The 21182-nt window shown below is 71.3% G+C and carries 20 protein-coding genes and 1 pseudogene; 8 read left to right on the top strand and 13 right to left on the bottom strand.

What is annotated here, in order from left to right:
• Positions 1 to 74: 74 nt before the first annotated feature.
• Positions 75 to 1046 carry a tetratricopeptide repeat protein gene (locus ACIRVH_RS37355; RefSeq protein ID WP_403963177.1) on the bottom strand — a complete coding sequence of 324 codons (972 nt, stop codon included), beginning with the start codon at positions 1044 to 1046 and terminating at the stop codon, positions 75 to 77.
• Between the two features lie 210 nt (positions 1047 to 1256).
• Here ACIRVH_RS37355 and ACIRVH_RS37360 point away from each other — a divergent pair, with 210 nt between their 5' ends.
• The gene (locus tag ACIRVH_RS37360) at positions 1257 to 1874 is read left to right on the top strand and encodes a TetR/AcrR family transcriptional regulator (protein ID WP_403963180.1); all 618 of its coding nucleotides are present in this window, start codon (positions 1257 to 1259) and stop codon (positions 1872 to 1874) included.
• Positions 1875 to 1946: 72 nt separating this feature from the next.
• On the opposite strand, the gene ACIRVH_RS37365 is transcribed toward ACIRVH_RS37360, so the two are convergent.
• From ACIRVH_RS37365 to ACIRVH_RS37400, 8 genes and pseudogenes are all read right to left on the bottom strand, one after another.
• A complete protein-coding gene (locus ACIRVH_RS37365; protein ID WP_403963183.1) occupies positions 1947 to 3647 on the bottom strand; it encodes a methylmalonyl-CoA mutase in 1701 nt (566 codons plus the stop codon).
• 96 nt (positions 3648 to 3743) lie between these two features.
• Positions 3744 to 4082 carry a DUF3817 domain-containing protein gene (locus tag ACIRVH_RS37370; protein ID WP_403963186.1) on the bottom strand — a complete coding sequence of 113 codons (339 nt, stop codon included), beginning with the start codon at positions 4080 to 4082 and terminating at the stop codon, positions 3744 to 3746.
• Between the two features lie 43 nt (positions 4083 to 4125).
• Complete coding sequence (locus ACIRVH_RS37375) at positions 4126 to 4635, bottom strand: MarR family winged helix-turn-helix transcriptional regulator (RefSeq protein WP_403963188.1); 510 nt, start codon at positions 4633 to 4635, stop codon at positions 4126 to 4128.
• A 150-nt stretch (positions 4636 to 4785) separates the two neighbouring features.
• Entirely contained in the window at positions 4786 to 5436 is a 651-nt protein-coding gene (locus ACIRVH_RS37380; protein WP_403963191.1) for a TetR/AcrR family transcriptional regulator, read from the bottom strand.
• 20 nt (positions 5437 to 5456) lie between these two features.
• A pseudogene (locus ACIRVH_RS37385) lies at positions 5457 to 5618 on the bottom strand (DUF4166 domain-containing protein); the annotation flags it as partial.
• A 44-nt stretch (positions 5619 to 5662) separates the two neighbouring features.
• Positions 5663 to 6421, bottom strand: coding sequence for a hypothetical protein (locus tag ACIRVH_RS37390; protein ID WP_403963194.1), 759 nt, complete (start codon positions 6419 to 6421; stop codon positions 5663 to 5665).
• A 149-nt stretch (positions 6422 to 6570) separates the two neighbouring features.
• Positions 6571 to 6864 (bottom strand): MTH1187 family thiamine-binding protein, encoded by a 294-nt coding sequence (locus ACIRVH_RS37395; RefSeq protein ID WP_403963197.1) that lies wholly within the window; start codon positions 6862 to 6864, stop codon positions 6571 to 6573.
• Entirely contained in the window at positions 6861 to 7211 is a 351-nt protein-coding gene (locus ACIRVH_RS37400; protein WP_403963200.1) for a DUF3817 domain-containing protein, read from the bottom strand. Before ACIRVH_RS37400 ends, ACIRVH_RS37395 begins: the two co-directional genes overlap by 4 nt.
• A gap of 200 nt (positions 7212 to 7411) precedes the next feature.
• Between ACIRVH_RS37400 and ACIRVH_RS37405 the strand changes: the two genes are divergently transcribed.
• The 4 genes from ACIRVH_RS37405 (at position 7412) to ACIRVH_RS37420 (ending at position 10074) form a co-directional block, all read left to right on the top strand.
• Positions 7412 to 8050 (top strand): AIM24 family protein, encoded by a 639-nt coding sequence (locus tag ACIRVH_RS37405; RefSeq protein ID WP_403963203.1) that lies wholly within the window; start codon positions 7412 to 7414, stop codon positions 8048 to 8050.
• 1 nt (position 8051) lies between these two features.
• Entirely contained in the window at positions 8052 to 8702 is a 651-nt protein-coding gene (locus ACIRVH_RS37410; protein WP_403963207.1) for an AIM24 family protein, read from the top strand.
• Positions 8703 to 8743: 41 nt separating this feature from the next.
• Positions 8744 to 9505 (top strand): AIM24 family protein, encoded by a 762-nt coding sequence (locus ACIRVH_RS37415; protein ID WP_403963210.1) that lies wholly within the window; start codon positions 8744 to 8746, stop codon positions 9503 to 9505.
• Between the two features lie 92 nt (positions 9506 to 9597).
• A complete protein-coding gene (locus ACIRVH_RS37420) occupies positions 9598 to 10074 on the top strand; it encodes a MarR family winged helix-turn-helix transcriptional regulator (RefSeq protein WP_403963213.1) in 477 nt (158 codons plus the stop codon).
• 59 nt (positions 10075 to 10133) lie between these two features.
• Here ACIRVH_RS37420 and ACIRVH_RS37425 read toward each other — a convergent pair whose 3' ends face one another.
• The 3 genes from ACIRVH_RS37425 to ACIRVH_RS37435 form a co-directional block, all read right to left on the bottom strand.
• Positions 10134 to 11363 carry an MFS transporter gene (locus ACIRVH_RS37425; RefSeq protein WP_403963216.1) on the bottom strand — a complete coding sequence of 410 codons (1230 nt, stop codon included), beginning with the start codon at positions 11361 to 11363 and terminating at the stop codon, positions 10134 to 10136.
• A gap of 157 nt (positions 11364 to 11520) precedes the next feature.
• Complete coding sequence (meaB, locus tag ACIRVH_RS37430) at positions 11521 to 12477, bottom strand: methylmalonyl Co-A mutase-associated GTPase MeaB (RefSeq protein ID WP_403963219.1); 957 nt, start codon at positions 12475 to 12477, stop codon at positions 11521 to 11523.
• A gap of 37 nt (positions 12478 to 12514) precedes the next feature.
• A complete protein-coding gene (locus ACIRVH_RS37435; protein ID WP_403963223.1) occupies positions 12515 to 13714 on the bottom strand; it encodes an acetyl-CoA C-acetyltransferase in 1200 nt (399 codons plus the stop codon).
• 149 nt (positions 13715 to 13863) lie between these two features.
• Here ACIRVH_RS37435 and mce point away from each other — a divergent pair, with 149 nt between their 5' ends.
• The 3 genes from mce to ACIRVH_RS37450 all read left to right on the top strand — a co-directional run bounded on the left by mce (position 13864) and on the right by ACIRVH_RS37450 (position 19478).
• Positions 13864 to 14304 (top strand): methylmalonyl-CoA epimerase, encoded by a 441-nt coding sequence (gene mce, locus ACIRVH_RS37440; protein WP_094216060.1) that lies wholly within the window; start codon positions 13864 to 13866, stop codon positions 14302 to 14304.
• Between the two features lie 206 nt (positions 14305 to 14510).
• The gene (scy, locus tag ACIRVH_RS37445; RefSeq protein WP_403963227.1) at positions 14511 to 18359 is read left to right on the top strand and encodes a polarized growth protein Scy; all 3849 of its coding nucleotides are present in this window, start codon (positions 14511 to 14513) and stop codon (positions 18357 to 18359) included.
• Between the two features lie 183 nt (positions 18360 to 18542).
• A complete protein-coding gene (locus tag ACIRVH_RS37450; RefSeq protein WP_403963230.1) occupies positions 18543 to 19478 on the top strand; it encodes a cellulose-binding protein in 936 nt (311 codons plus the stop codon).
• A gap of 77 nt (positions 19479 to 19555) precedes the next feature.
• On the opposite strand, the gene ACIRVH_RS37455 is transcribed toward ACIRVH_RS37450, so the two are convergent.
• Positions 19556 to 21073, bottom strand: a complete 1518-nt coding sequence (locus ACIRVH_RS37455) for a PQQ-binding-like beta-propeller repeat protein (RefSeq protein WP_403963233.1) — start codon at positions 21071 to 21073, stop codon at positions 19556 to 19558.
• Positions 21074 to 21182: the final 109 nt, after the last annotated feature.

Consider the following 21182-nt stretch of genomic DNA (forward strand, 5'->3'; position numbering starts at 1 on the left):
AAGCGCGGCCGCCCTGATGCCTCGTCGGCAAATCTTTCACCCCGGCATCACAAGCCGTGGCGTTTAGTAACTGGTCAGAACAGGGCTCGGGCCAGTGCCCGGCGGGCCCCGATCACCCGCGGATCCTCGGGTCCGACGACCTCGAACAGCTCCAGCAGCCGACGCCGCACCGCGTCCCGGTCGTCACCCACCGTGCGCTGCACGGTCTCGATGAGCCGCCCGAAGGCGTCCTCCACATGACCGCCCACCAGGTCGAGGTCGGCGGCCGCGATCTGCACGTCCACGTCGCCCGGCTTCTCGGCGGCCTCCTTGCGCACCTGCTGCGGGTCCGCGCCCTGCACCCGCTGGAGCAGCTCGGCCTGCGCGAGACCGAGGTTGGCCTCCGTGTTGGCCGGGTCGTCGGCCAGTACGTTCTTGTACGCCTGGATGGCCCCACCCAGGTCGCCCGCGTCCAGCGCCTGCACGGCGGCCTCCAGCAGGGCGTCGTACGGGCCGGCCGGCACCTCGCGCTCGGCGACGGCGCCAGGCTGCGCGTCCGGGTCGACGGTGAGGCCGGTCAGTCCGAAGCGCTGCTCCGCGACCTGCACCAACTGGTCCAGGGTCTGCCGGATCTGCTCCTCCCCGGCAGCACCCTGGAAGAGCGGCAGCGCCTGTCCGGCGACGACCGCGAACACAGCGGGGATCCCCTGCACCCCGAACTGCTGCATCAACATCTGGTTGGCGTCGACGTCGATCTTGGCGAGCAGGAAGCGCCCGTTGTACTCGACGGCCAGTCGCTCCAGGACCGGGCTCAGCTGCTTGCAGGGCTGACACCACTCGGCCCAGAAATCGATCACGACAGGGACTTCGGCGGAGCGCTGCAGGACATCGCGCTCAAAGCCGGCTTCGTCGACATCGATGACGAGGTCGGCCGGAGAGACGGCCCCCGCCCCGCCCTGCCGGGCGGCTTCGGCGCGCGCGTGCTCGGCCTTGCTCTTGGCCTCCTGGGCCGCCTTCACCGCGGCGAGGTCGACGACGCCGCTCATGGACATGTTCCGTGGCTGCATGCGTCTATCCTCCCCCGTTCCCGCGTATGAATGAAAAAGCGTTGTGGTGGGCGTCGGGGTCCCCACCCCACGCCGGTGATCGTCGCCCGTGTACGTCCCTCACGAGCTTTCGCTACGAGTCGTAGCGTAATGGCACGAGGGGCCGCCGCGACACCACACCCCGGTGATCTCCCTCACGGCATCACAGAAACGGCCGGTTATGGTCGTGGGATGCAGAGCCGCACCCCCGCCAGCCGTACCGGACGCCCGCGCAGCGCCGCCGCTGACGCCGCGATCCTGGCGGCCACGCGTGCGGCGCTGGTGGAACTCGGCTGGTCCAAGCTCACCCTCGGAGACGTGGCGACGCGGGCCGGGGTTGCAAAGACGACGCTGTACCGCCGCTGGGCCGGCAAGCACGAACTGGTGGTCGACGCGGTCGCCGAACTCTTCGACGAACTGGAACTGCCCGACCGCGGCAGCCTGGCCGCCGACATCGAGGGCGTGGTCCTGCAGTTCGCGGCGATCCTGGACCGCCCGGAGGCCCGCAGCGGCCTGATGGCGGTGGTCGCGGAGGCGACCAGGGACGACGCCCTGCGGGAACGGATCCGCGCCTCCATCGTGGACCGCCAGATGCGCCTGGTCCTGGAGGGCCGTGCCCGCGCCCAGTGCCGCGGCGAACTCCCCCCGGAGCCGGACCCCGCGGAATCCGCCCGTACGGGGGACCTCATCTTCGACATGGTCGCGGGTGCGGTGGTCCACCGCACCCTGGTGAGCGGCAAGCCGGCGGACGAGGAATGGGTACGAAGTTTCACCCGAGTGCTGCTGACGGGCCTGGCGTCTCAGCAGTAAGTCCGTCGGGTGGTGGTGGGGACAGGCCGGGGTCCCAGGAGTGGAACCCCTTGGGACCCCGGCCGACGGTTCCTAGAAACCCGCGGGCTCCGTGTACACCCCCCACTCCTCCCGCAGCACCCCGCAGATCTCACCGAGGGTCGCCTCGGCCCGCACCGCATCCAGCATCGGCTCGATCATGTTCGCCCCGGAGCGAGCCGCGGCCAGCATCGCGTCCAGCGCGCTCCGAACCGCCGCCTCGTCCCGCGCGCCCTTCCGGGCACCCAGCACCCGGACCTGCTCCCGCTCCACCTCATGGCTGACCCGCAGGATCTCCAGGTCCCCGGTCACCGACCCGGTGTGGACGTTGACGCCGACGACCCTCTTCTCGCCCTTCTCCAGCGCCTGCTGGTACCGGAACGCGGACTCCGCGATCTCCCCGGTGAACCAGCCGTCCTCGATCCCGCGCAGGATGCCGGACGTGATCGGCCCGATCGGGTGCCGCCCGTCCGGGTGGGCCCTCAGACCCCGCTCCCTGATCTGCTCGAAGATCTTCTCCGCGTCCGCCTCGATCCGGTCCGTCAGCTGCTCGATGTACCACGAACCGCCCAGCGGATCCGCCACGTTGGCGACCCCGGTCTCCTCCATCAGCACCTGCTGGGTGCGCAGCGCGATCTCCGCGGCCTGCTCGCTCGGCAGCGCGAGGGTCTCGTCCAGGGCGTTGGTGTGCAGCGAGTTGGTCCCGCCGAGCACGGCGGCCAGCGCCTCCACGGCCGTACGCACCACGTTGTTGTACGGCTGCTGCGCGGTCAGCGAGACACCGGCGGTCTGCGTGTGGAACCGCAGCCACTGCGCCTTGTCGCTCTTCGCCCCGTACACGTCCCGCATCCAGCGGGCCCAGATGCGCCGGGCCGCACGGAACTTGGCGATCTCCTCGAAGAAGTCGAGGTGGGCGTCGAAGAAGAAGGACAGCCCCGGTGCGAACACGTCCACGTCGAGTCCGCGCGAGAGCCCCAGCTCCACGTACCCGAACCCGTCCGCGAGCGTGTACGCCAGCTCCTGCGCGGCCGTGGCCCCGGCCTCACGGATGTGGTAGCCGGAGACGGAGAGCGGCTTGTAGGCGGGGATACCGGCGGCGCAGTACTCCATGAGGTCGCCGATGAGGCGCAGATGGGGCTCCGGCTGGAAGAGCCACTCCTTCTGCGCGATGTACTCCTTGAAGATGTCGGTCTGCAGGGTCCCGTTGAGCACCCCCGGATCCACACCCTGCCGTTCGGCGGCGACCAGGTACATGCAGAAGACGGGTACGGCGGGTCCACTGATGGTCATCGACGTCGTGACGTCGCCGAGCGGGATGTCCTTGAACAGGACCTCCATGTCGGCGGCCGAGTCGATCGCCACCCCGCAGTGCCCGACCTCGCCCAGCGAGCGCGGGTCGTCGGAGTCGCGGCCCATCAGGGTCGGCATGTCGAAGGCCACGGACAGACCCCCGCCACCGGCGGCGAGAATCATCTTGTAGCGCTCGTTGGTCTGCTCGGCGTTGCCGAACCCGGCGAACTGGCGGATCGTCCAGGTGCGTCCTCGGTAGCCGGTCGGATGGAGCCCGCGCGTGAAGGGGTACTCCCCGGGCCAGCCGATCCGCTCGAATCCCTCGTACGTGTCCCCCGGCCGGGGTCCGTACACCGGCTCCACGGGATCGCCGGAGAGCGTAGTGAAGTCTGCGTCGCGCTTGCGCGCGGCGTCGTATCGGGCCTGCCAGCGTCGGCGGCCCTCCTCGATGGCGTGAGCGTCCATACCATCGAATTTACTTGGACGTCCTAGTAAATGTCGATGGGCAACCGCCGTACGGGTGTCGTACGGCGGTGGAACCGCAGTGGATCGCGGTGGAAACTACGCCTTGGCGACGGCCGGGGCCGGCTCGGCGACCTTGCTCTCCAGCTCGCGGCTGATCTTCCGCTCGACGAAGAAGGCGGCCGTCGGGATCGTCCCCGCCAGCAGCACCCACAGCTGCTTGCCGACCGGCCACTTCGCCTTGGAGCCCAGGTCGAAGGCGAAGACCAGGTAGACGACGTACAGCCAGCCGTGCGCGATGGCGACGACCCGGGTGAAGTCGGCGGCACCGTCGACGTCCATCCCGTACTTGGCGATCATGCTCAGGCACAGCAGGACCAGCAGCACACCGGTGACGTAGGCCAGGACGCGGTAGCGGGTCAGCACGCTCTTCTTCATGCGGTCGAGCGTAACCGTCCGTTCCGGGAGATCTTGCCCCGGGTCACTCCTCGTCGAAGTCGTGTGCCGAGACCCGCAGCGGGCGCAGCATCGCGAAGATCTCCGCGCACTCCTCGGCGTCGTACACCCCGAGGCCGAAGTCCATCTCCATCAGGTCGCGGGTGGCCGCGTCGACCACCTCGCGGCCCTTGTCGGTGATGACGGCGAGCGTGCCGCGGCCGTCGTTGGGGTTGGGGCGCTTGGCCACCAGGCCGGACTTCACCAGCCGGTCCACGGTGTTCGTCACGGACGTGGGGTGCACCATCAGCCGCTCGCCGATCTTGGACATCGGCAGCTCACCGGCCTTGGAGAAGGTGAGCAGCACCAGCGCCTCGTAGCGCGCGAAGGTCAGTCCGTACGGCTTGACCACCGCGTCGACCTCGGCCAGCAGGATCTGCTGGGCCCGCATGATCGAGGTGATCGCGGCCATCGAGGGCACGTTTCCCCAGCGCTGCTTCCAGAGCTCGTCGGCACGGGCGATGGGGTCGAAGGGGAGGCTGAGAGGCTTCGGCACGTCATCAGACCCTACCGGCCGGTCATATGCCGGTCAGCCCCGTCTCGGTCTTCGGTCGTTCGGCCGGCACTCCGGTGATGTCCGTCACGACGATCCGGCGATGACACGTCACGTTTCGTTAGGGAAAGCGACGGAATGGGTGTCCGGTGGTCAGCGGCGACCGGTGCGGCGCAGGTGGTGGCGGACCGCGCGCTGGGCGACCGGGCCCAGCTCCTCCAGGGCCGCGACCAGCGCGCCCAGCTGTTCGAGCGCGTCCAGGGCCGCGTGTGCGCCGGCCTCGTCCACGCCCTCGTACAGCTCTACGCCGACGAAGGAGGCGGCGACGGCGCGGGCCAGGCCCGTCGGGTCGGCGAACCCGCCTAAGGGCGTCGAGGCGAGCACCCGGCGCAGCACCTGCTCGATCTCGGCGATCCACAGGTCGAGGCCGGCGGCCGTGGCCGGGCCGAGGGCGGCATGGGTCTGGGCGCCCGCCAGGAGCTGGCCGAGGAGGGTGACGTGCCCGCCGGCCCGTTCCTGCTCGTGTATCTCCCGGCCGACGGCGAGCAGCTCGGCGAGGGAGGTGACGGAGGCGAGCCGGCCGCGGTGCCGCGCCACGGACCTCTCGGCGCCGTAGCGGCAGGCGGCGGCGAGCAGCTCGTCGACCGAGCCGAAGTGATAGAAGACCAGCGCCTGGTTGACCCCGGCCGCGGAGGCCACCGTACGGGCGGACGTCCTGGCGATGCCCTGCTCGGTGAGCGTGCGCAGCGCGCCCTCCAGGAGGCGGGTCTTGGTCTCCTGGGCCTTCACCGTCTCCGGGCTCATGCGCGCGTCTCCTCCCGCATGTCGAGGCTGCGGTCGTCCTCGGGGCCGAGCTCTGTCCGGGCGTCGAAGCCGCGGGAGCCGCCGGGCAGGTCGAAGGTGCGCACGAAGGTCACCGTCTCACGGCCGAGGGGGTCGGCGTAGGGCACCTTCTCGATCACGAAGGGAATGTCCCGGCCGGTGCGGCCGTACCCGCTCGCCGGGCCCGCCGAGGAGCGGCACGCCGGGATCACCCGTGCTTCTCCTGGGCCAGGGTGCGCAGGAGACGGGGGGTGCGTGCCTGGGTGATCGGGGCGCGCAGGCAGCGGCGGGCGGCCGGGGTGCAGGCGAGCGGCGCCTTGAGGAGGGAGAGCGAGAGCGCGACCATCAGCAACAGCGGACACAGGAAGGCCACGGCGGGCGCGAACGGGCCGAAGACGCGGATGCCGGACTCCAGCCCCAGACCTGACAGGCACGCCGTGAGCACCAGCGCGCGCACGGCCAGCTCGGTCAGCCAGTTGACCAGGGCCCGCTCGGGGGTGATGCCCCGCTCCAGCCACAGCCGCAGCCGGTCGAAGGACCAGGCGGTGGCCCAGCCCATCAGCGGCCGGAACACCAGCCGGTCGGCGAGCGCACCGAAGGCGCCCCAGCGGGGGCGGTAGTCGTAGCCGGTGAGGAAGCGGACGCCTTGGGCGTCGGGCACGTAGCGCCAGTAGCCGCTGCCCTCGGCGGGCAGGGAGAGGGGGTGCGGGGAGGCGAAGCGCAGGGCGGCGGTGCGGGTGCCGTCGGGGCGCTCTTTCTCGCCCGCGGCGACGCCGGAGCCGGACACCGTGAGGAACGGCAGCACGCGCGCGGCGTAACGGAAGCGCTGCGGTTCGCCCTCCGTACGCGGGAGGTAGTCGATCTCGCTGACCCGCAGGTCCCAGCGCAGGTGCTGGGCGGGGTCCTGCGTGCGCGCCCAGAGATCGTCCAGGTCGGTGCGGATATGCGTCTCTATGTAGAGACCCATGGTGTTCCCCCACGTCAGAGTGGCGCTTGAGCGACTGCTCAAACTGTCTGGGTGGGAAAGTACCCCCCTTTGAGCGACCGCTCAAAGAAAGCGGTTGACAAAACCCCGACCCCTGAGGGCCGGGGTTTTGCGCGCCGGTCGGCCGGTGTTCACCCGGCCAGGTGCCGCTCGACGGTCTCGACCTTGGAGGTGAGCCCGTCGGTCACACCGGGCCGGATGTCGGCCTTGAGGACGAGCGACACGCGCGGCGCCCGCTCCTCGACGACGGCCACGGCACGCTTGACCACGTCCATGACCTCGTCCCACTCCCCCTCGACGGAGGTGAACATCGCGTCGGTGCGGTTGGGCAGGCCCGACTCACGGACGACACGGACGGCGTCGGCGACGTACTCCCCCACGTCCTCGCCGACACCCAGCGGTGTCACGGAGAAGGCGACGATCATACGTTCACGACCCCTTCCTTGCGGGCGCGGGCCGCGATGACGGCGTCCTCGGCCTCACGGCGCAGCGCGCGTTCGATGATGAAGCCGCCGCCCGGGATGATCGAGTACGCGAAGTAGAGGGCGGCCTTGCCCTTGGCCCACTTGGTGCGGTTCCAGGCGTCCGCCCAGAAGATCACGTAGAGGATGAACAGCACGCCGTGGATCGGGCCCAGCACCGGGGCGACGTCGAAGCCCGAGGCGACCGTGTACTTGATGATCGTGCAGGTCGCGAGAATGATCCAGGAGATGCCCTCCGGCACGGAGATCAGACGGAGGCGGCGGATGGCGGATGCTGTCTTGAGGTCCACGGGTCACCTTCGGTGGGAGTGTCGCTGAGGGGCGCGGTCACTTGGTGATCGGCTTGCCGATCGGCTTGGCGGTCCGCTTTGTGAACAGAAGCACAAGCATTCGCCCATTGTGGCAAACGGCGCCCCTAGGGGTGCGCTCAGGGTCGCTCTCCACCCACGGGCCCTGTTCCGCCCACCCGTGGCGCCGCTACTTTCGCAGCGTGGCGACGTTCCGGCTCCAAGGGAGCAAGGTGCTCGCCGTCGACATGACCGGGGACGCCGTGAAGACGAAGAACGGCTCGATGGTCGCGTACGACGGGCAGATGGCCTTCAAGAAGCTGAGTGGTGGTGGCGAGGGGCTGCGCGGGATGGTGACCCGGCGGCTCACCGGCGAACAGATGACGGTGATGGAGGTGAGAGGGCACGGGACGTGCTGGTTCGCGGACCGGGCCTCGGAGATCAACCTGGTCGGCCTCCAGGGGGACAAGCTCTACGTCGAGTCGAGCAACCTGCTCGCGACCGACGCCGGGCTCCGGACGGGCACGACGTTCACCGGGCTGCGCGGCGCCTCGCAGGGCAACGGGCTGTTCACGACGACCGTCGAGGGACACGGACAGGCGGCGATCGTCTCCGACGGCCCGGCCGTGGTGCTCCGGGTCAGCCCGCAGTACCCGCTGATCGTCGACCCGGGCGCCTACATCGCCCACCAGGGGAACGTACGGCAGTCCTTCCAGTCCGGTGTGACGTTCCGCACGCTCTTCGGGGAGGGCGGCGGCGAGGCCTTCCAGATCCGCTTCGAGGGCGACGGACTGGTCTATGTGCAGCCGAGCGAGCGGAACACGATCGCGGGGGACCTGTGAGATGAGCTTCCGGGAGATCAACTCCAAGATGGTCGAGGCGACCGTGCTGCCCGGCCGTCGGCTGTTCAGCCAGCGCGGCGCGATGCTCGCCTACAAGGGGGACGTGTCCTTCACGCCCAATCTCCAGGGCGGCCAGGGCGGGCTGATGTCCATGCTCGGGCGGCGAGTGGCCGGCGAGGCGACCCCGCTGATGACCGTCGAGGGCAGCGGCACCGTCTTCTTCGGGCACGGCGGCCACCACGTGCACGTCATCAACCTCTCCGGCGACACCCTGTACGTCGAGGCCGACCGGCTGCTCGCCTTCGAGGGCACCCTGCAGCAGGGCACGATGTTCATGGGCTCGCAGGGCGGGGTCATGGGCCTGGTCCGGGGCCAGGTCACCGGGCAGGGCCTGTTCACCACCACGCTCCAGGGGCAGGGGGCGGTGGCCGTGATGGCGCACGGCGGCGTCTTCGAGATCCCCGTCACACCCCAGCGCCCGGCCCATGTGGACCCGCAGGCGTACGTCGCCCACCACGGCGACGTGCGCAACAAGCTGTCCACCGCGCTCGGCTGGCGCGACATGGTGGGCCGCGGCTCCGGCGAGGCGTTCCAGCTGGAGCTGAGCGGCAGCGGCACGGTCTACGTCCAGGCCTCGGAGGAGAAGCTGTGAGCGCGTACGGACCCCCCGGCGGCCCGGTGGTGTACGACCCGATGACGCTGCCCGTCGACGACAACGTGAACAAGTACACCTTCTGCGTCGAGCTCAAGAGCGGGCAGTGGTTCCTGCAGAAGGGGAAGATGATCGCCTACTACGGGGCGATCGAGTTCAACGGCATCGGACACGGCCGACTCGACCGACTTGTCCGTACGTCTTTCCATTCGCCACTGCACGCGAGCGACTGGGTCGTGGCGCAGGGCTCGGGCAAGATGCTGCTGGCCGACCGGGCCTTCGACGTCAACTCCTACGACCTGGACGACGGGAACTTGACCATTCGCGCGGGCAACCTGCTCGCTTTTCAGCCAAGTCTCGCGCTCAAACAGTCGATCGTGCCAGGTTTTCTGACCCTTATCGGAACCGGAAAGTTTGTGGCCGCATCTAACGGTCCGGTGGTGTTCCTGGAACCTCCGATCCGGGTGGACCCCCAGGCGCTGGTCGGGTGGGCCGACTGCCCGTCGCCGTGCCATCACTACGACCACGGGTACCTGACGGGCGTAATGGGCGGTCTACGTGCGATGACGGGCCTGGGCGGGGCCTCCGGCGAGGAGCACCAGTTCGAGTTCGTGGGAGCCGGGACGGTCCTGCTGCAGTCGAGCGAGACCCTGATGGCCGAGCAGGCGACGGGTGCTGTTCCGCCCGAACCGGGGGTGCCCGGCGGTGGCGGAGCGACACCGTCCGGACACGGTCCGCAATCAGCGGCCGTACCGCGCCTTCCCGGACAGCTGGGGGACCTCCAGCGTCGCTTCGGGCTGTGAGCGGTAGTCTGCGGAGTGTGACGTCGAACGCGTGCGCACAGTCACACCACCCGAAGTAGTTCGTCATTCAACTTCTTAGGTAGACTTCATTCATGGAGACCGAGACGGCCACGCGCTGGCTGACCGATGCGGAGCAGTGCGCCTGGCGCACCCACCTGGAGGTCAACAGGCTGTTGACGTACCAGCTCGAAAAGGATCTGCAGCCGTTCGGCCTGACTATGAACGACTACGAGATCCTCGTAAACCTGTCCGAGTCGGACGACGTGCGGATGCGGATGAGCGATCTGGCCTCCGCGACGCTGCAGTCCAAGAGCCGGCTCTCGCACCAGATCACGCGGATGGAGAACGCGAACCTGGTGCGGCGCGAGAACTGCGAGTCCGACCGGCGCGGGTTGTACGCCGTGCTGACGGAGCACGGCATGGAGACGATGAAGAAGGTCGCGCCGTATCACGTGGCATCGGTGCGGAAGCACTTCATCGATCTGCTCTCGCCGGAGGCGTTGATAGAGCTGGACAAGGGGTTGAAGCCGATCGCCGACCATCTGAGGGGGCAGCGGGGGCGCCCCTGAGGCTCTCCGAGAACCTCAGGGAGCAGCAGCTGGGCGGGGGTGGGGCGCGCGACCCGGCGCTAGCGGCCCACCCGTGCCGCCCGGGGGTCCCCCCAGGCTCTTGAGGCACTGGGGGAGCCACGACTGCCCGCAGCCACGGCGGCGACCAGGGCGGTCCCGCCCGCCAGAGCGAAGCACAGTGCCAGCGGCATGCGGCCGATCAGCACCCCCGTCACCAGCGCTCCCCCCGAGCTGCCCGCGTTCACCCCGGTGTTCACCCATGCCCCGGCCCGGGTTCGAGCGCCCTCCGTCGCGGTCTCGTCGGCCAGGAGATAGGCCGTCGTCAGGGCCGGGGCGATGAACGCGCCCGCGCAGGCCGTCGCCGCCGTCAGTGTCCACAGGTCCGGTGCCAGGCCCGCCGCAGCGACGGTCAGGCCGAGCCCCGTCGCGAAGCGGCGCAGCCGCACCCGGGCGGGTGTACGCCACCGCACCGCCCCGTTGACCAGCCCGCCCACCGCGCTGCCCGCCGAGAGCGCGCCCAGCACCCAGGGCACCAGGGCGGTGTCGTACGACCGTTCGGCGGCGAAGGCCAGCACCAGCAGTTCGATGCCGCTGAGGGTCAGTCCGACGCCCGTGGCCACGACGACCGGGGGCAGCAGGCCGCGAACGCCGCCGCGCCCCTTCCCGCGGGGCGTGGGACGTGGTCCGGGCATCGTCGGGGACGTCACGAAGGCGCAGGTGCCGGCGGTGTTCAGCAGCGCGCTCAGCAGGATGCCGGAGGCCGGCGGTGCGTATCCCACCAGCAGGCCGACCAGCGCCGGACCGGAGACGAACAGCAGTTCCTCGGCGACGCCGTCGAGGCTGTAGGCGCGCGGCAGCAGGCTCCGGTCGGTGACCAGTTCGGCCCACAGGGCGCGCATGGCGGGGCCCAGTGGGGGCGCGCAGGCACCGGCGAGGGCGGCGGCCGCGGCGATGAGGGGCGCCGGGGCCCCGGGCCGCCAGGTGAGGGCGGCCAGAGCGCACAGGAAGGTGCCGTAGAGGGTGGCCATCGGGAGCAGGGCGCGGCGCGGGCCGTGCCGGTCGACCAGGGACGCCCGCAGGGGCATCAGGAAGACCGCCGCGCCTCCGAACAGGGACATCACGGCACCGGAGACGGCGTAGGACCCGGTGGCGCGGGTGACGGAGAGCAGGACGGCCAGGGAGACCGTGCCGTAGGACAGGCGTGCCACGAGGGCGGCGCCGAAGGTGCGGCGCGCGTACGGGACACGCAGGACGGCGGCGTACGAGGGCCGCGCGAGGTGCGTGGACAACGCTCGAGTTCCTCTGTGAGAGGCGGAGAAGGGACACCGGAGGGACACGGCAGCCTGTCGTCAGGCCCCGCGGTCCGGTGCGCTCTATGCCAAGGAGAGGAACATGCCGGTCAACCTAGCAGCAGCTCGGCCGAGTTGACGACCGAGTTGACGGCCTTCAGCCCTCGGTCAGCCCGGTCACCAGTTCGTCCGCCGCGCGGTACGGGTCCAGTGCGCCTGCCACGATGCGTTCCGCGAGGGCGCTCAGCCGGCGGTCGCCGTGGAGGTCGCCGATGCGTTCGCGCAGGGCCGTGACCGCGATGGTCTCCACCTCGCGGGCCGCGCGGGCCTTGCGGCGCTCGTCGAGGACGCCGTGCTCCTCCATCCAGGCACGGTGCTTCTCCAGGGCCTCGACCACCTCGTCGACGCCCTCGGCGCGGGCCGCGACCGTCTTGACGATGGGCGGGCGCCAGTCGCCGGGACCGCGGGCCTCGCCCAGGCCCAGCATGTGGTTCAGCTCACGAGCGGTGGCGTCGGCGCCGTCCCGGTCCGCCTTGTTGACGACGTAGACGTCGCCGATCTCGAGGATGCCGGCCTTGGCCGCCTGGATGCCGTCGCCCATGCCGGGGGCCAGCAGGACGACCGAGGTGTCGGCCTGGGAGGCGATCTCCACCTCCGACTGGCCGACGCCGACCGTCTCGACCAGGATCACGTCGCAGCCCGCCGCGTCCAGGACGCGGATGGCCTGGGGCGCGGCCCAGGCGAGGCCGCCGAGGTGGCCGCGCGTGGCCATGGAGCGGATGTAGACGCCGGGGTCGGAGGCGTGGTCCGACATGCGCACCCGGTCGCCGAGCAGGGCGCCGCCGGAGAACGGGGACGACGGGTCGACGGCCAGGACGCCGACCCGCCTGCCCTGTTTGCGGTACGCCGTGACGAGGGCGGAGGTGGAGGTCGACTTGCCGACACCGGGCGAACCCGTCAGACCGACCACGTAGGCGTTGCCGGTCAGCGGGGCCAGTGCCGCCATGACCTCCCTGAGCTGCGGGGACGCCCCCTCCACCAGGGAGATGAGCCGGGCCACGGCCCGCGGGCGGCCTTCCCTGGCCTGGGCCACCAGAGAGGAGACGTCCTGCATCAAACAGCTCCGTTCACTTCACAGACGTAACTGAAACTCAGGCCTTCGGTACCCGCACGATCAGTGCGTCACCCTGGCCGCCGCCACCGCACAGCGCGGCCGCGCCGACGCCGCCGCCCCGGCGCTTGAGCTCCAGCGCCAAGTGGAGCACGACACGGGCGCCGGACATACCGATCGGGTGACCCAGCGCGATGGCGCCACCGTTGACGTTCACCTTTTCCGTGGATACGCCGAGGTCCTTCATTGACTGCACGGCGACCGCGGCGAAGGCCTCGTTGATCTCGATGAGGTCCAGGTCGGAAACCTCCAGGCCCTCCTTCTTCAGGGCGTGCTGGATGGCGTTGGAGGGCTGGGACTGCAGCGAGTTGTCCGGCCCGGCCACGTTGCCGTGGGCGCCGATCTCGGCGAGCCACTCCAGGCCCAGCTCCTCGGCCTTGGCCTTGCTCATCACGACCACGGCCGCCGCACCGTCCGAGATCTGCGAGGAGGTGCCGGCGGTGATCGTGCCGTCCTTGGCGAAGGCCGGGCGCAGCTTGGCCAGGGACTCCACGGTGGTGTCGCCGCGGATGCCCTCGTCCTTGCTGAAGACGACCGGCTCGCCCTTGCGCTGCGGGATCTCGACCGGGGTGATCTCGGCCTCGAAGACGCCGTTCTTCTGCGCGGCGGCGGCCCGCTGGTGGGACAGGGCGGCGATCTCGTCCTGCTCGGGGCGCCGGATGCCGAGGCGCGCGTTGTGCTTCTCCGTCGACTCGCCCATGGCGACGCCCTCGAAGGAGTCGGTCAGGCCGTCGTAGGCCATCGCGTCGAGCATCTCCACCGCGCCGTACTTGAAGCCCTCGCGGGACTTCGGCAGCAGGTGGGGGGCGTTGGTCATGGACTCCTGGCCGCCGGCGACCACGATGTCGAACTCGCCGGCGCGGATCAGCTGGTCGGCGAGGGCGATCGCGTCCAGGCCGGAGAGGCACACCTTGTTGATGGTGAGCGCCGGGACGTTCATCGGGATGCCGGCCTTGACCGCGGCCTGCCGGGCCGGGATCTGCCCCGCCCCGGCCTGGAGCACCTGGCCCATGATCACGTACTGCACCTGGTCGCCACCGATCCCCGCACGGTCGAGGGCGGCCTTGATCGCGAAGCCGCCGAGGTCGGCTCCGGAGAAGGACTTCAGCGAGCCCAGCAGTCGCCCCATGGGCGTACGCGCGCCCGCGACGATCACCGAGCTGGTCGTTCCAGAAGACATGAGCTGCGATCCCCTTCCAGCTACAAGGAGCCGAGGAGTGAACGAGGGTTTACTTCGAATGTACTGAGTGGCACTCCGTGCCGTCACCGGCCTGTCGGTGTGATCGCGCGCACGTTGCGTAACCACCTCCGTAGCGCTGCACTGAATCCATGCTGACGCGAATCGACCACATCGGGATCGCCTGTCACGACCTCGACGCCACCGTCGAGTTCTACAAGGCCACCTACGGCTTCGAGGTGTTCCACACCGAGGTCAACGAGGAGCAGGGCGTGCGGGAGGCCATGCTCAAGATCAACGAGACGTCCGACGGCGGCGCCTCCTACCTCCAGCTGCTGGAGCCGACCCGCGAGGACTCCGCGGTCGGCAAGTGGCTGGCGAAGAACGGGGAGGGCGTCCACCACATCGCTTTCGGTACGGCGGATGTGGACGGGGACGCCGAGGACATCCGCGGCAAGGGCGTACGCGTTCTGTACGACGAGCCACGACGCGGCTCCATGGGGTCGCGGATCACCTTTCTGCACCCCAAGGATTGCCACGGTGTCCTGACAGAACTGGTCACTTCGGCCCCTGTTGAGTCGCCCGAGCACTGACCCTCGTACATAAGGGCCGGTAGGGTTGGGGGCGGTCGTCGCCACAACCGGGACGACCGCATGCCGGGGTCCGGGTTTCGGGGGACGAGCGTCGGGGCGGCAGCCCGTGCTCCGCCGTTGATCTGACACCATTCCCCGGGGGCCCCGTTCGGCGGATGGACGGAGCTCGTTGGAGAAGCTGACCAGGGGACGGATGGGACCGCGCAGTGCGGGGCTACGAGAGCCAGGAGCGAGAGCCGGCGGCTGACGTCGACCACCTCTCTCGGTTCGAGGCCGAGATGAAGCGGCTGAAGACCGAGCGGGAAAAGGCGATCCAGCACGCCGAGGACCTCGGCTACCAGGTCGAGGTGCTGCGCGCCAAGCTGCACGAGGCGCGCCGCACCCTGATGACCCGGCCCGCCTATGACGGCGGTGACATCGGTTATCAGGCCGAGCAGTTGCTCCGTAATGCCCAGATCCAGGCCGATCAGCTGCGCCAGGACGCCGAACGGGAGCTGAGCCAGGCCCGGGCGCAGACCCAGCGCATCCTGCAGGAGCACGCCGAGCAGGCCGCCCGGCTCCAGGCCGAGCTGCACCAGGAGGCGGTCACCCGCCGGCAGCAGCTGGACCAGGAGCTGGCCGAGCGCCGGCAGACCGTCGAGTCGCACGTCAACGAGAACGTGGCGTGGGCCGAGCAGCTGCGCGCCCGCAGCGAGTCGCAGGCCCGCCGGCTCCTCGACGAGTCCCGCACCGAGGCCGATCAGGCCATGACCGCCGCCCGGACCGAGGCCGAACGGCTGACCGGCGAGGCCCGGCAGCGGCTGCAGAACGACGCCGAGGCGGCACGTGCCGAGGCCGATCAGATCCTGCGCCGCGCCCGCACGGACGCCGAGCGGCTGCTGAACGCCGCCTCCACGCAGGCCCAGGAGGCCACCGACCACGCCGAGCAGCTGCGCACCTCCACCGTCAGCGAGTCGGACGCCGCCCGCCGGCAGGTCACCGAGCTGAGCCGGGCCGCCGAGGAGCGCATGGCGCAGGCCGAGGAGGCGCTGCGCAAGGCGCAGTCCGAGGCCGAGAAGCTGGTCACGGAGGCCGAGCAGGCCGCCGCCAAGACCCTGTCGAGCGCCGAGGCCGCCAACGAGACCCGTACGCGTACGGCCAAGGAGCAGGTCGCCCGGCTGGTCAGCGAGGCCACCAAGGAGGCCGAGACCACCAAGGCGGACGCCGAGCAGCTGGTCGCGGACGCCCGTTCCGAGGCCGAGAAGATCGTCGCGGAGGCCTCCGAGAAGGCCCGCACGATCACCGCCGAGGAGAGCGCGACCCAGCTGTCCAAGGCCGCCAAGACCGCCGAGGACGTCCTCAACAGGGCGTCGGACGAGGCCAAGAACACCACCAAGGCCGCCGCCGAGGAGGCCGAGCGGATCCGCACGGAGGCCGAGGCCGAGGCGGACCGGCTGCGTGCCGAGGCGCACGACATCGTCGAGCAGCTCAAGGGCGCGGCGAAGGACGACACCAAGGAGTACCGCGCCAAGACGGTCGAGCTGCAGGAGGAGGCCCGCCGGCTGCGCGGCGAGGCCGAGCAGCTGCGCGCCGACGCGGTGGCCGAGGGCGAGTCCATCCGCGCCGAGGCCCGCCGCGAGGCCGTGGTGCAGATCGAGGAGGCGGCCAAGTCCGCCGAGGAGCTGCTGGCCAAGGCCAAGGTGGACGCCGACGAGCTGCGGCAGAAGGCGACCACGGACAGCGAGAAGGTCCGCACCGAGGCGATCGAGCGGGCCACCGGGCTGCGCCGGCAGGCCGAGGAGACCCTGGACCGCACCCGCAAGGAGGCCGAGCGGCTCCGCGAGGAGGCCGGTGAGCAGGCCGAGGCGGTCCGGTCGGACGCCGAGCAGGCCGCGCGTGAGCTGCGCGAGGAGACCGAGCGCGCGGCCGAGGCCCGGCGCGCCGAGGCCGCCGAGGAACTGACCCGGCTGCAGACGGAGACCCAGGAGCGGCTGGCGGCGGCCGAGCAGGCGCTCACCGACGCCCGCGAGGAGGCGGGCGGAATCCGCCGGGAGGCCGCCGAGGAGACCGAGCGACTGCGCGCCGAGGCCGCCGAGCGGATCCGTACGCTCCAGCAGCAGGCCGACGCCGAGGCCGAACGGCTGCGCACGGAGGCCGCGTCCGACGCGTCCGCCTCGCGCGCCGAGGGCGAGGCCATCGCCGTACGCCTGCGTTCGGAAGCCGCCGCCGAGGCCGAGCGGCTCAAGGTGGAGGCCCAGGACACCGCCGACCGGGTCCGCGCGGAGGCGCAGGCCGCCGCCGAGCGGCTCGGCACGGAGGCGTCCGAGACGCTGGCCGCCGCGCAGGAGGAGGCCACCCGGCGCCGCCGCGAGGCCGAGGAGCTGCTCGGTGCCGCGCGGTCCGAGGCCGACCAGGAGCGCGAGCGGGCCCGCGAGCAGAGCGAGGAGCTGCTGGCCTCGGCGCGCAGGCGCGTGGAGGACGCCCAGACCGAGGCGACCCGGCTGGTCGAGGAGGCCGACCGGCGCGCCACCGAGATGGTGTCCGCCGCCGAGCAGCACGCGCAGCAGGTACGGGACTCCGTCATCGGGCTGCACGAGCAGGCGCAGGAGGAGATCACCGGGCTGCGCTCGGCCGCCGAGCACGCGGCGGACCGTACCCGCAGGGAGGCCGAGGAGGAGGCGGACCGGGTCCGCGCCGACGCCTACGCCGAGCGGGAGCGGGCGAGCGAGGACGCGTCGCGGGTCCGGCGCGAGGCGGGCGACGAGGCGGAGGCCGCCAAGGCACTCGCCGAGCGTACGGTCACCGACGCGCTCGCGGAGTCCGAGCGGCTGCGCTCGGACTCGGCCGCGCACGCCCAGCGGGTGCGCACGGAGGCGTCGGACGCGCTGGCCGAGGCCGACCAGGCCGCGGCGCGCACCCGGGCGGACGCCCGCGAGGACGCCAACCGCATCCGCTCGGACGCGGCGACGCAGGCGGACACGCTCATCACCGAGGCGCGCAGCGAGGCGGAGCGGCTGCAGTCGGAGACGGTCGCCGAGGCGGACCGGGTCCGTACCGAGGCCGTCGCGGGCGCCGAGCAGCTCATGGCGGACGCCACCGACGACGCGGAGCGGCTGCGCGCCGAGGCCGCCGAGACGGTCGGCTCGGCCCAGCAGCACGCGGAGCGGCTGCGGGGCGAGGCCGAGCGGCTGCGGGCGGACGCGGAGGCGGAGGCCGAGCGGCTCGTCAACTCGGCGCGCGAGGAGTCCGAGCGGACCCTCGACGAGGCCCGCAAGGACGCCAACAAGCGGCGCTCGGAGGCGGCCGAACAGGTCGACACGCTCATCACGGAGACCACGGCCGAGGCGGACAAGCTGCTCACCGAGGCCCAGCAGCAGGCGCTGAAGACCACCGCGGACGCGGAGTCGCAGGCCGACACAATGGTGGGTGCGGCCCGCAGCGAGGCCGAGCGGCTCGTCTCCGAGGCGACCGTCGAGGGGAACTCGCGGGTCGAGAAGTCCCGTACCGACGCGGACGAGCTGCTGGTCGGCGCCCGCCGGGACGCGACCGCCATAAGGGAGCGCGCAGAGGAGCTGCGCGACCGCATCACGACCGAGATCGAGGAGCTGCACGAGCGGGCCCGCCGCGAGGCCGCCGAGACGATGAAGTCCACCGGCGACCGCTGCGACGCGCTGATCAAGGCGGCCGAGGAGCAGCTGGCCAAGGCGCAGGCGAAGGCCAAGGAGCTGGTGTCGGAGGCCAGCTCCGAGGCGGGCAAGGTCCGGATCGCCGCGGTCAGGAAAGCGGAGGGCCTGCTCAAGGAGGCCGAGCTGAAGAAGGCGTCCCTGATCAAGGAGGCCGAGGAGCTGAAGGCCGAGGCGATCCGCGAGGCCCGGCGCACGGTCGAGGAAGGAAAGCGCGAACTGGAGATCCTGGTGCGCCGGCGCGAGGACATCAACGCCGAGATCTCCCGTGTCCAGGACGTGCTGGAGGCGTTGGAGTCCTTCGAGGCGCCGTCGGCCGGCAAGGACGGCGGAGTCAAGGCGGGCGCTACCGTGGGCGCCCCCCGATCGGGTGGCAAGTCCTCGGACGGCTAGCGGGCGGCACGGATTCCGGTGTCTTCTGGGGGCTTTGTCCCGTTCTTTGGCAAGCCGTCCTGCGGTCAGCCACCCAAAAGAGGTGTCATTCTCCAGATCAAACACGTATCCGCTCGATGACACACCGCTTCGGCCCCTAGGATTCCCCCTATCACCTCACCGGTCTCTTTCGACAGGAACCCCATGAGCGACACTTCCCCCTACGGCTTCGAGCTTGTGCGGCGTGGGTACGACCGCGCTCAGGTGGACGAACGAATCTCCAAGCTCGTCTCCGACCGTGACAGCGCTCTCGCCCGCATCACCGCTCTGGAAAAGCGCATCGAGGAGCTCCACCTCGAGACGCAGAACGCCCAGGCCCAGGTGACCGACGCCGAGCCGTCGTACGCCGGTCTCGGCGCGCGTGTCGAGAAGATCCTGCGCCTCGCCGAGGAAGAGGCCAAGGATCTGCGCGAGGAGGCCCGGCGCGCGGCCGAGCAGCACCGCGAGCTGGCCGAGTCGGCGGCCCAGCAGGTGCGCAACGACGCAGAATCGTTCGCTGCGGAGCGCAAGGCCAAGGCCGAGGACGAGGGCGTCCGGATCGTCGAGAAGGCCAAGAGTGAAGCCTCCCAGCTGCGTTCCGAGGCGCAGAAGGACGCGCAGTCCAAGCGCGAGGAGGCGGACGCCCTCTTCGAGGAGACCCGCGCCAAGGCCGCGCAGGCCGCTGCCGACTTCGAGACGAACCTCGCCAAGCGCCGCGAGCAGTCCGAGCGCGACCTGGCCTCCCGCCAGCAGAAGGCCGAGAAGCGCCTCGCCGAGATCGAGCACCGCGCCGAGCAGCTCCGTCTGGAGGCGGAGAAGCTGCGCACGGACGCCGAGCGCCGCGCCCGCCAGACGGTGGAGACGGCCCAGCGCCAGGCCGAGGACATCGTGGCCGACGCCAACGCCAAGGCCGACCGCATCCGCTCGGAATCCGAGCGCGAGCTCGCGGCCCTCACCAACCGCCGCGACAGCATCAACGCCCAGCTGACGAACGTCCGCGAGATGCTCGCCACGCTGACCGGCGCCGCGGTGGCCGCGGCCGGCTCCCCCGCCGAGGACGAGCCGATCTCCCGGGGCGTTCCGGCGCAGCAGTCCCGGTAGGCACGGGTAGGAGTACGCCTCCGTGAGGGGCGGTGGGACCCGGTCCCGCCGCCCCTTCCGCATGTGTTCCGCATGCCCTAGCGCAGTCCCAGCAGCGGCGGTCTGCTCGTGCCGTCGCCGTTGACGACGACCCAGGTGTCGCCGGCTCGCAGCAGTTGGCCGCCGGTGGCGTACCGGTCCGTGCGCACCGCCGTGCCGTCGTCCTCGCCGACGCTCCGGCCGTGGGCCGTGTCGAGTGTCCGCAGCCGGCCGTTCCCGAGCACCGCCACCCGGCCGCGGCCGGCCGGAGCCAGCGCGGCGACCTCACCCACGTCGGCGTGCCACAGGTGCCGGCCGTCGCGCAGCGCGTAGCCCGAGACACCACCGGCAGAGGAGGCACCCGGCTCGGCACCGGCGACGACGAGCGTGTCCCCGCTGACGGTCGTCCAGAGCGCCGGCCGCGCCTTGAAGGTGTCGTAGTCGGCCGGCCGCGGGACGAGGTCCTCGTCGTCGCCGGTGAGCGGGATCCGCACCGGGTCGTCCGCGGGGTCCGGGTAGGCCAGGACGGCCGCGACGCCACGCTTGTCGCTCTCCGTCAGCAGAAGGGTGAAGGGGTCCGCGCAGAGCACCATGACCGTCTCGGCGGGGCTCTCGACGGGCAGGGCCAGGCTGCCGCGCTGCTTGCCGGTCGCGTTGTCCAGGGTCACCAGCCGGCCGCTGCCGCCGTCCGCGGTCTCGCACGTCACCACGATCGTGGTGGTGCCGCCGGCGGCGGAGACGACGTTCGGCGCGCACGCCTCGCCGTCACGGTGCTTGCGGTGCAGATCGGCGCTCCAGCGCGGTCGGCCGTCGGCCAGGCCGTACGCCTGGACGCCCGTGTCGGTCAGCGCGACGGCCACGTCCCGGTCGGCCGCGAGCAGGCTGTCGCTGGCGGAGGTGAACCGGGCGACGCCCTTGATGTGCCGCTCCCACAGCGTGCGGCCGGTGCGGGTGTCGACGCCCCACACCGTGTCGCAGGGCTTCCTGTACCGCGCGAAGGCGACCAGTCCGACGCCGTCGACGACGCGCTCGCTCATCCCGCACACCGACTCGCGCACGGGGGCGCGCAGCGTCCAGCGGCGGTCGCCGCCGTGGGAGTCGTAGGAGACGAGCGCGTCGTCGCGCACCCGCACGACGGTCGGGGCGTCCCGGCCCACGGTCCACACGCCCTGGGCCCGTACGGTCGCCGGCCGGTCCGGCGCGGCCTGCCAGGAGGCGTCGAGAACCGGGCCGCGCATCCACAGGTACGCCTGCCGGCCGGGCCAGAGCGCGAGCAGCACGCCCACCAGGGTGAGGGCGGCGGGCACGGCCTTGCCGGGACTCCGCTCGGTGAACGACTGGAACGCGCGGGCCAGGACGCCGAAGCCGACGAACGTCAGCAGGAACGCCAGCAGAAGAGTGGGTGCGGTGCCTTCCGGACAGGGCGTCGAGTCGCCGCCGCACTCGCCGCCCGGAATGGACGTCCACCCCAGCACATGGAACTCCACCGCGAGCCCGACCGCGGCCCCCGCGACCACGACCGCCAGCCCCGCCCACACCGCGCCCGACCGCGTGCGCGGTCTGCCGTCCTCAACCACTTCCGCCCCCGCCGTGTTCTGTTTTCCGGCGCTCCCCAGCACCGCCCCCGTTGATCAGGGGAGCTGGAGCATAACCCGCCGGTAGGGGCGCACGGACTCCCCCCGACCG

The sequence above is a fragment of the Streptomyces sp. NPDC101165 genome, from assembly GCF_044768135.1.
Taxonomy (GTDB): Bacteria; Actinomycetota; Actinomycetes; order Streptomycetales; family Streptomycetaceae; genus Streptomyces.

What these genes read in the sequence shown, in the direction of transcription:
- ACIRVH_RS37355 (WP_403963177.1), bottom strand. Translation starts at nt 1,046, where the DNA reads ATGCAGCCACGGAACATGTCCATGAGCGGCGTCGTCGACCTCGCCGCG.
- ACIRVH_RS37360 (WP_403963180.1), top strand. Translation starts at nt 1,257, where the DNA reads ATGCAGAGCCGCACCCCCGCCAGCCGTACCGGACGCCCGCGCAGCGCC.
- ACIRVH_RS37365 (WP_403963183.1), bottom strand. Translation starts at nt 3,647, where the DNA reads ATGGACGCTCACGCCATCGAGGAGGGCCGCCGACGCTGGCAGGCCCGA.
- ACIRVH_RS37370 (WP_403963186.1), bottom strand. Translation starts at nt 4,082, where the DNA reads ATGAAGAAGAGCGTGCTGACCCGCTACCGCGTCCTGGCCTACGTCACC.
- ACIRVH_RS37380 (WP_403963191.1), bottom strand. Translation starts at nt 5,436, where the DNA reads ATGAGCCCGGAGACGGTGAAGGCCCAGGAGACCAAGACCCGCCTCCTG.
- ACIRVH_RS37390 (WP_403963194.1), bottom strand. Translation starts at nt 6,421, where the DNA reads ATGGGTCTCTACATAGAGACGCATATCCGCACCGACCTGGACGATCTC.
- ACIRVH_RS37395 (WP_403963197.1), bottom strand. Translation starts at nt 6,864, where the DNA reads ATGATCGTCGCCTTCTCCGTGACACCGCTGGGTGTCGGCGAGGACGTG.
- ACIRVH_RS37410 (WP_403963207.1), top strand. Translation starts at nt 8,052, where the DNA reads ATGAGCTTCCGGGAGATCAACTCCAAGATGGTCGAGGCGACCGTGCTG.
- ACIRVH_RS37415 (WP_403963210.1), top strand. Translation starts at nt 8,744, where the DNA reads ATGACGCTGCCCGTCGACGACAACGTGAACAAGTACACCTTCTGCGTC.
- ACIRVH_RS37420 (WP_403963213.1), top strand. Translation starts at nt 9,598, where the DNA reads ATGGAGACCGAGACGGCCACGCGCTGGCTGACCGATGCGGAGCAGTGC.
- meaB (WP_403963219.1), bottom strand. Translation starts at nt 12,477, where the DNA reads ATGCAGGACGTCTCCTCTCTGGTGGCCCAGGCCAGGGAAGGCCGCCCG.
- ACIRVH_RS37435 (WP_403963223.1), bottom strand. Translation starts at nt 13,714, where the DNA reads ATGTCTTCTGGAACGACCAGCTCGGTGATCGTCGCGGGCGCGCGTACG.
- mce (WP_094216060.1), top strand. Translation starts at nt 13,864, where the DNA reads ATGCTGACGCGAATCGACCACATCGGGATCGCCTGTCACGACCTCGAC.
- ACIRVH_RS37450 (WP_403963230.1), top strand. Translation starts at nt 18,543, where the DNA reads ATGAGCGACACTTCCCCCTACGGCTTCGAGCTTGTGCGGCGTGGGTAC.